The organism is Aquibacillus rhizosphaerae, from assembly GCF_030282825.1.
Classification (GTDB): domain Bacteria; phylum Bacillota; class Bacilli; order Bacillales; family Amphibacillaceae; genus Aquibacillus_C; species Aquibacillus_C rhizosphaerae.
Map to the genome: position 1 here is coordinate 1 of NZ_JASTZU010000045.1, position 8,781 is coordinate 8,781.

The window sequence follows — 8,781 nt, forward strand, 5'->3', positions numbered from 1 at the left end:
TTTGTCTACAGTCGTATTGCCTTGACTACAATACCATTCATCCGAATCTTTATTATAGGTATATTCGCTTTCATCTATTCTGTATACGGAGTGACTTACTGGTATATATGCCTTCGCCATTGTTTCTTCTATAACATTCAGAATTGCCTTTCTGAAATAGGCCTTGTCACCGTAGACTTCTTCCACCTTCACACCAGATCGCTTTGTTTCTTCCAACATTTCTTTGGCATAACTTCCATCCATATAAGCACCATTCGCGGTTCGAACAGATGTAATAATTCGTTCATCTGTTGTCATGACAAACTCCGTTTTATAACCATAAAAACCTTGGGTTTTACTTTTACGACCAACTCGTGCATCTTCATCAATGAGAGAACGCACTCCTTTTTGATGCATAAATTTAGGGTCAGCAAGAATATCTTTTGCCTTTTGAATGATTTCTGACGTTTTTGATTCTTTCTCAGAAGTCTTTTCTTCTGCTTGATCAATCACTGTTTCCAAATAAGCCTTCATCACAGCTTTCGCTTCGTTGTGGTCCTCAATTTCTTTATAGTTAGGTGCCGATGGCACATTTTCTAACGGTTTTCCTGTTTCTTCTTCGTAGGTCTGCATAATGTTTTTACCCAAATGTTTCATCAGACGCTCTGGGGTTTTCTTAATGGTGTTGGCTTCCATATGTGTGGCATCTATACTTACACTCTTTCCCTCAATGATGCCTTTATCTACACATTGCTTAACAATTTCCGTAATCATCTCATCAAGGGATCCTTCTACTAAACGCTGTGTTCTGAACTTCGAAAGCAGACTTTTATCAGGAAGATCGTCCTCAGGATTAATACCGATAAAGTACATATAAGCTAAATTCAAGCTGGCTTCTTCGATAACTTTCTCGTCAGATAAATTATAGAGATGTTGCAGAAAAAGAAGTTTGCACATCAATTCCGGCTCTTTCGCCGGTCGTCCAAATTGCTTACAATAACTGTTCTCTAGTAATTTATTGATAAAGCTAAAATCTACTACAGTTGAAATGGTTTTAAGTATATGATTTTCTGGTATTTTACTATATAATATAGAATGAAGACTTAATTGTTTTGGCTCTAGTCGAAGCATAGAAAAAACCCCCTAATGGTTTGGTATTTGGTCATACTAATTATACCATTCAGGGGGTTTTTTCTCGTTGAATTATCGCGAAGTTTTGGTGGAATTTATTAAAGTTTAGTGAATTTGAATAATTGAGTTAAAGTCGTAGACTTTTTCACTGGTCCCGAACCGTCCCCTGCTTCCACAACCCCCACTAAAAAGGAGTGCCTCGCTATGTCAGAAATTGTTTCGAATTATCATGTAAATGAACACACGATGGCTTTATTACCTGCAACAAATTTTGAATATGACACCAAAGTGTTAGAAAGTAATCGACAGCTATTCGTTAAAAAAACACCTATACACCTTATAAAATCTGCTTGTTTAAATGGATGCTCCACCTATGATGGGAGACGTTCTGCTGTCACTTATCAAACGGGTGCGCAGCGTAAAGTTCCTATCCCAATTAGCCCTAGTAAGAACCTATTTACTTTCCCGACATGTTCACCAAATGAATTTAACTGTCATTGGATTTTTTACAACCACGTCCACTCAATCATCCCGTATCACGCTTCACATAAATCTGTTGTTAAATCCATGATCATCTTTAAAAATGGACAAAAGCTAGCTATGACGGAATCGTATTACCTGTTAGAGAAACAAATGCAACGCACTGCAGTCTGCATTCTACAATATGCCTCTTTTCAACACCAACGTTTTATGATTTGACCACCGTAAATACCTTATCCCGTCTCAAACCACTTTTGGAAGGAACTTAACCATGAATTATATAAAAGAAATCAACGCATTTTACAATAGCCTCGAATACACACCTTTATCCAACGCCGCTGTGCTTTTATGGCATGCCCTCATGCAGGTCAATAACAGGGCAGGATGGGTAAAAGAATTCTCTGCAGCTTCCAGAGTGCTAACTACCAAAGCCCAATTAAAAGACACTGCATTTAAGACTGCAAGAAAAGAATTAGAAGAAAAGGGATATATTCTTGTTCAAAATAGGTCTGGAAATCAAGCAGCTATGTACCAAATGATTAGTTTGACAAAATTTGTCGTCCAAAGTATTGAAGAAAATGAAGTAAACCAAGAAGACCACACTATCGAGGAAAAATCCAACTGCCCTTCTGCCGATAAAAACGACCACAATTCCGACCCATTAATTAAACAAGAAGAAACAAAAGGAAAAGAAATTCAAAACCTTAATAGTAGTATGGATGTCTGCTGTTTTTATAACGAAAATTTTGGAAAATTACCTTCACATTTACAAAATGAAATAACTGAATGGGTGTCTATGCTTGGGGAGACCTTAGTCATGGAGGCAATGAAGATTGCAATCGAAACGAACAGTTTAAAATGGAGTTATGTCAAAGGAATTCTGAAAAAGTGGTCAGCAAAGGGGATCTCTACTATCGAACAAGTGAGGGAGTCCGAACAAACCTTTAGACTACAACAACAATCACGTTATAGAAGTAATCCTAGTCAAAAGAAACAAGAAGTAATCCCGGATTGGTTCCTTGAGCGGAAGGAATCAGAAAAATCGAAGGAGAAAGTTATCTTAGTAGAAGATAAACCAGATGTTGAAATACTATTGGCTGATTTTTCAAGGAATAAAAAAATAGATAGAAGCATAAATGCTGCAACATAGAATACCATAGACCTTATCTTTAACTACTACCTTCTTCAAGGGTGATACTTAAGCTAAAAGGAAACCAATTACATCTACCTCCACATTTAAAAACATTAAGAAATAAACCAATTATAGACCCAACTCAATAGCCTCTTATTTATTTCTTTAGAAATATTTGTAATAAAGCTTTCTATATTTCTATTTAGTGTTATAATAAGATTAACTTATTGATGTTCGTTTTAGCAAAACAAGATATTTGTAATAACTTTCTAGTGATTATCATCGTCTTGAATTATTATCTTGAACCAAAAAGTAATAAACGTGCTATAAAGCACACGGAGGTATTTTTTTATGAGTAACGGTACAGTAAAATGGTTTAACGCAGACAAAGGTTTCGGTTTCATCGAAGTTGAAGGTGGAGATGATGTATTCGTACATTTCTCAGCAATTCAAGGCGACGGTTTCAAATCATTAGATGAAGGTCAAGCAGTTACTTTTGATATTGAAGAAGGTAACCGTGGACCACAAGCAGCAAACGTTGAAAAAGCATAATTAAACACGAAAGCTCTTCTCATATGAGAAGAGCTTTTTCTTTTGGTTTGTTTAAGTGATGGCACCTGAATGAAGGAAGCAGGGGACGGTTCTCTGCTTCCACCCCAGTTAAACTGGCCCTTTGTGCTTTAGCTGGCATCTACTTTTTTTAGGTACTTCCCTCTTATTATTAGGTCATTTCAAACAGGCAATAAAATGCAATCTCATCTAATCATGCAATTTTTCAAAAACAAAATATATTATAAAGACACTTGGTGGTTGTATCATCAAGTGTCTTTATAATATATTTCTATTTATCAGGTCCTCCTTGCTTATTCCACGCTATTAATGGGCACTCATTATTCTCCATATTGCTTGTATCTAAACAATAAGCATACTCATCTATATCTTCAATAACAATTATATTCTCACTCATTCCTAAATCTAGAAATCTCTTTGTATTAACAACAACAGGAGCTCTATTTGACTTAGCTACTCCTAAAATGTCAACTCCAAATAACCCACCAGAACCATAGGTAGATAAAAACCACTTAAAACTTTCAGGTAATTCCACCCCTAGTTCACTTTGGATATAATTGATTTGACTTTCATCTACTCCACCTGTAAAGTCATCTGATTCCTTATGTTTATTAATAAAGTTTGTTAATTCCTCTTTATCCATTCGAAGTTCCTCCTTTTACAATACACTTTTGTCTATTTGCTTAGCTCTCTTAACTCTTCATTCTCACTTGGCTATTTCGCAATATAAATATTGTGAATAATTATATTCGTGTTAATCAAAGTAATATACGCGCATAAAAATAGCACCTGTTGTCCTAGACAATCAAGTGCTTTATCGTTAGCTGTATTTTATATGAACAAGCATCTTTTATTTTTTTTCATCCATCTTCTGTTTTAAATATTCAGCAATTCCTGTTTGCCCTCTTTCTACAGCAAATGCATAGGCATCCATATCTTTCATTGTGTCGCCTGTGTACTTAACAGTAATATCAATACCATTCTGAACAAGATACTTTGCAATATCAAGGTTCCCCCCATAAATCGATGAAAATAAAGGATTTCTATTTGGGTCACTAACATCTAATATAGCACCATTGTCAAATAAGTACTTTACAATACTAAGTTCACCTTCACTTGCTGCTTGTGCAATAGGCGCTGACTTTGGAACACCTTCGATTATGTTAATATCCATACCAGAATCAACTAGAAATTTTATCATTTCAAGTTCGCCAGCTCTGGCCGCAACATGTAGCCATGTTCCAAACGGTGTTACAAAATCAAGCAAACTATTATTAGTTATAAATATCTCTTTAGCTTTTTCTATATCACCATTCTTAATTAGCTCATAAATTCTTATTGCGTATTCTTTATTCATAAAATCCTCCTGAAATTCCATTATTTCATCGATGCTGCTTCTTCCCCTAGTAGCTTTAGCATTTCAACCATTCTTTCTCTTGTCCCACCAAAACTATCTACTTCTTTCAGTTTATCAACAATGTGTTGGAGACGTTCAACACATTGTTGTCCTGCAACTCTATTTGGCGCCCAAATTAAATTTTCTTTCCCAATTACAGGGGCTATCCCATGCTTTCTTAATAATTCTTGACCTTCTCGAACAAGTTCTTGTTGGTTCTGGCCAAGACCTTTTTTAAATAAAACAATCAAAGATAAGTGCTTTTAATCTCGTGTTTGATACATTTTATCTATCAGTTCCTGGTTCGCGTTATTCAACTGTTCCATGGATTCATTGTCAAACTTAAAAATGTGATAGACTGGGTTGGGAAGCTAACGAATATTTGATAATTTGATTTGACGATTGAAATCAAGCGCGAATTGCGGTAAGTTAGCCATTATAAAAATTCTTTCTTTTGGTTATTTCTTCGCAGTCTAACCTTAACATGATGGATTCTTTTTTCATTTTCTAAGTGAACAACTAGCATTCTATAGAAGAACCTGTTAGAAAGCCTTTTACAGCTTATCATCAATTTTTCATGAATATTTCAGGCTGTACTCTGTGGAGAATCTCTATACGTAACCAACAGTTTATCTCCTCCACAAGCCTCGTCATTCTTATTAGTTTGTCTTATTCCATGCCATAACTAACATAACATCTCGCCTAATTTTAGTTGTCGTCAGCAATTCAATTATTAAATCAATACTCTTTGATGGTACAACCTTCATGAGTCATGAATTTCACAAATAACATTACTCACTTGCTCCAATTATTTATCATTATATTTTTATATGCAAAATTAGATGAAAAATCTAAAAAGAACGGCCATCCCGAAAGATAACCGTTTAATTTATTAATAATTCTTACTCTATTTATCTGAGTTGTTTTCTAACTCTTTTAAAAAATCAGGGTCGACCCAAACCTTTTTTACTTTGTACCCTTCTTCTGATTCCTTTAGGTCATCTCTCTCAATAGAATTTAAAAATTCATTAAATGTTTCTGCAATAAAATACAAATCATTAATTGTTATTTTTCCTTCTTCGTAGTTAAGTTCTTCTTCATGATCCCAAAAGTAAACATACCCATATCTATCTTCTGATAAGTTTAAACATACCAAATTCCCGCCTGCATCCCTTCCAATTGGAATACAAGTACTAGGTATTCTATTTTTATATATTTCAAATTGACTTATTAAATCATCGTCTGACCCAAATCCAAACATAGATGTCAAAACAAACTTTTGATTTCCATGTTTATAATAACTACTAATGCTATTTTTTACATAGCCACCATTATGGTGTCGCAAAAATCCAATATAACCTTTCGGTAACTCATAACCAATCTTTTTAGAAAATATAATTAATTCAATTTCATTAAATCCTTCATTGTCTATTTCTAGTGCTTCTTCATTCAATTTGGCACCACCAATTCCTTCATCTCTAAAATATGTATCAAGTTCAAGTTATTGTCTTTACAATATGCTTTAATTTCATCTTCTTTATATTTTAAGCTATATCCATCTCTTACCTGCCCTTGAGTTGAGACTCGTATTACCCTACAACGTTCAACTTTTCACCCTCCCGTTACAAAAATTTTAATTTTCGTAACGCTTTTTAACGAATAGCGAGTATTATACGACCGTCTCTAGTAAAAATACAACCCAAAATTAATGAGCCAGTGCAGAGTACGAACACGTTTTTAGATTAGCCATTGTTTATCGCCACGAGCTTTGTCATTCTCGTTAGTTTGTTAACTATGCCATGTCATACTACCCTTGTCATGTAAAATGTCATCTCGCCTGTTTATAGTACTTTTCATTCTATTCAAGTGTTAAAACATAATGCCTTGATTGATTGTACAACCATCATGCGCTTTTGATTCTCAAAACAAATAATTATTGTATGTCCACTAAATAATCCTTACATAGCTAATACACCTTTATATAATTACCTTTAGCATTATGAGCTTTGTTATTCTTTTAGTTTGTGGTCTTGTAGCATTAAAAGTACCTCAGCCAAATAATGTGTCATTTTGCCACACTCTTTTTGGTTCAGTCACCATAGTGCTAAAAACGATTCTCCATGATGGTACTACCTTCAAGAGCAATGAATTTTAGTAAAGCATTATCCAATGTGGTACAAAGTTAAAATTTCCACAAAAAACAAAAGCACCTGTTGCCTAAATAACGCAATCAAGTGCTAATAGTTAATTCTGTAACATACTCCCGAATATTACTGAACTGGCCCCATAAACTCAGTAATAATAAGAATATGTTCCTTCAATTTTACTTTCTTTAGGTTCTCAACTTTTTCTGCTCCACCTAAACCTAGTAAAGGTGTATAGCCAAAGCATTCATCATGCTCTGGTTCTTTATATTTTTCTATTGCTTCTGGATAAGGAAGCCAATCTAATGCCCTCTGTCTAAACGCCTCTTCCTCTAAAAATCTAAGAAACAAGGAATATTTTGAAGCTACCACTTTTGTTTTACCTTTTCGATAGTTAATCATTACAAGATAGGACTCTTGGTTTTCATCCTTTTCAAAAAGTATAACATCACCCATGGATGTACTGAAAATAGGTATTGTTCCTTTGCTTCTTAAATAAGAGTCATTTACTAAAGAGCTAAATTCATCCGGGTTAATTATTTTTAAATACCCATTCATAAATGTACCATACCCATATGTTTTCCATGCTTCAATCAAAGCTTCTGGAAGTATATTTTTATATTTATTAATTGTATACTCCTCTACTTCACTTACTTTCTTAAAATCTTTGAATAAGCTCAAATTACAAACCTCCTCTAATGTGTAAGCTTAACATTTAAATAGGTGCTCTTTCGCTGCTCAGGTGTCATTAATTTAGCTATTTCCCCTATTTGTTCATCCACAATATCAATTCTATATTTCCACTGTGATCCAATTGATGAGTTTATTCTATTATCTCCCATACCACCAATATTTAGCGGATTACCTCCAGCTATTTGGTCTGGATTGTGAAGTGCTGCTTGCGTTTTCAACCAACTATTTGCTTTTATCTCAGCTTCTTCCCAAGACATACCACTTTCAAATAATTCTTCTATTTTTTTATTTAAAGCTTTTTCTCGAGTCGCTTGTTGTGCAGCGTTACCTTCAATTGCACGCCCTTGTTCAATATACTTCTCACGATTTTTTAAATACTCGTCAACTGTAAGTTCATTCATACCTTTTTCTTGGTCTTTCAATTGTCTTGCAAACTCTTCGGAGTCATGTTTATCATTTCTTTTAAAATTAACTTCAACTTCTTTTATTTTTGGTACATCATCCAAATACTTTGTATTACCCCGACCCTTAACAACAAACGAATAAGTATCTTCAATCTTCTGCCTCAGCGGTCCTATATTAACTACATTCATTGGACCACCAACCGTGGCCACGGCCGGGTTCATACGGTTTGGTTGTAAGGAATCAATCATCCCTTGCAGAGTGGCTCGACCAACTTCTCTTGACCCTCTTGCCATCTGCTGTGCTTTGGCAATCGCATCTTTACTTACCGTGGTAAAGTTACTTGTCAACGCTGGGGTCAGCGGAAGAATACCTGCTAAACCGAGACCTAGGCTCGCTGTTCGTTGTGCTTCGGTTAGTTCATTTCCTAGGATGTCTTTTCCTGTTATGTATTCCGAGAACCCGTTGCTTGAAGCCAATCCATACAAACCTAATTCTGATTTCCTAATGTTATCCAACATGTTGGCACTTTTATAAGCGTCCAAGGCTGTATTGCTTACTTTTACCGTTGAATAAATCCCTTTGCCACTTCTAGCCAACCTTCCACCCCAACCGACAATTGGAATAAAACTCGCTGCGGCCATTGCCGCATAGGTTACCCGTTGTCCAGCTGTCAGTTCAACACCAGTAATTGGATCGACGCCATCTTTCACTCGCAGGTAATCATAGTATCCTGTAAATTCCCCCACAAACGATTTGGTACCTACCCATACGTCTTCATACCACGGACGTTTTTCAATTTCTCGGGCGTTCGCTTCTTGCTTTTTAAACGTTAAATAATCTGCGGTTTGTTG

Annotated in this window: 9 protein-coding genes and 1 pseudogene; 3 read left to right on the forward strand and 7 right to left on the reverse strand. The window is 35.2% G+C overall.

Features of this window, described 5'->3' with window-relative positions; genetic code table 11:
- Window positions 1-1,110, reverse strand: a 1,110-nt coding sequence (locus QQS35_RS14930; RefSeq protein ID WP_285931612.1) for an IS1182 family transposase, incomplete at its 3' end; no start/stop codon positions are given.
- A gap of 204 nt (window positions 1,111-1,314) precedes the next feature.
- On the opposite strand from QQS35_RS14930, the gene QQS35_RS14935 reads away from it, so the two are divergent.
- The 3 genes from QQS35_RS14935 to QQS35_RS14945 all read left to right on the forward strand — a co-directional run bounded on the left by QQS35_RS14935 (window position 1,315) and on the right by QQS35_RS14945 (window position 3,274).
- On the forward strand, window positions 1,315-1,809 hold the full coding sequence (locus tag QQS35_RS14935; protein WP_285933019.1) for a competence protein ComK: 495 nt from the start codon (window positions 1,315-1,317) through the stop codon (window positions 1,807-1,809).
- 52 nt (window positions 1,810-1,861) lie between these two features.
- Entirely contained in the window at window positions 1,862-2,740 is an 879-nt protein-coding gene (locus tag QQS35_RS14940; protein ID WP_285933020.1) for a DnaD domain-containing protein, read from the forward strand.
- A 333-nt stretch (window positions 2,741-3,073) separates the two neighbouring features.
- Window positions 3,074-3,274, forward strand: a complete 201-nt coding sequence (locus QQS35_RS14945; protein ID WP_285933021.1) for a cold-shock protein — start codon at window positions 3,074-3,076, stop codon at window positions 3,272-3,274.
- 295 nt (window positions 3,275-3,569) lie between these two features.
- Here QQS35_RS14945 and QQS35_RS14950 read toward each other — a convergent pair.
- The 6 genes and pseudogenes from QQS35_RS14950 to QQS35_RS14975 all read right to left on the reverse strand — a co-directional run.
- Window positions 3,570-3,935 (reverse strand): annotated as a pseudogene (locus QQS35_RS14950) (SMI1/KNR4 family protein); the annotation flags it as partial.
- Between the two features lie 207 nt (window positions 3,936-4,142).
- The gene (locus QQS35_RS14955) at window positions 4,143-4,649 is read right to left on the reverse strand and encodes an ankyrin repeat domain-containing protein (RefSeq protein WP_285933023.1); all 507 of its coding nucleotides are present in this window, start codon (window positions 4,647-4,649) and stop codon (window positions 4,143-4,145) included.
- A gap of 20 nt (window positions 4,650-4,669) precedes the next feature.
- Window positions 4,670-4,939 (reverse strand): hypothetical protein, encoded by a 270-nt coding sequence (locus QQS35_RS14960; RefSeq protein ID WP_285933024.1) that lies wholly within the window; start codon window positions 4,937-4,939, stop codon window positions 4,670-4,672.
- 656 nt (window positions 4,940-5,595) lie between these two features.
- Complete coding sequence (locus tag QQS35_RS14965) at window positions 5,596-6,141, reverse strand: SMI1/KNR4 family protein (protein ID WP_285933025.1); 546 nt, start codon at window positions 6,139-6,141, stop codon at window positions 5,596-5,598.
- Window positions 6,142-6,958: 817 nt separating this feature from the next.
- Entirely contained in the window at window positions 6,959-7,513 is a 555-nt protein-coding gene (locus QQS35_RS14970) for a T6SS immunity protein Tdi1 domain-containing protein (RefSeq protein ID WP_285933026.1), read from the reverse strand.
- Between the two features lie 14 nt (window positions 7,514-7,527).
- A partial coding sequence (locus tag QQS35_RS14975) for a polymorphic toxin type 15 domain-containing protein (protein ID WP_285933027.1) occupies window positions 7,528-8,781 on the reverse strand: 1,254 nt, incomplete at its 5' end.

Coding starts and splice junctions, on each gene's coding strand:
- QQS35_RS14945 (WP_285933021.1), top strand. CDS start 3,074: ATGAGTAACGGTACAGTAAAATGGTTTAACGCAGACAAAGGTTTCGGT.
- QQS35_RS14955 (WP_285933023.1), bottom strand. CDS start 4,649: ATGAATAAAGAATACGCAATAAGAATTTATGAGCTAATTAAGAATGGT.
- QQS35_RS14940 (WP_285933020.1), top strand. CDS start 1,862: ATGAATTATATAAAAGAAATCAACGCATTTTACAATAGCCTCGAATAC.
- QQS35_RS14935 (WP_285933019.1), top strand. CDS start 1,315: ATGTCAGAAATTGTTTCGAATTATCATGTAAATGAACACACGATGGCT.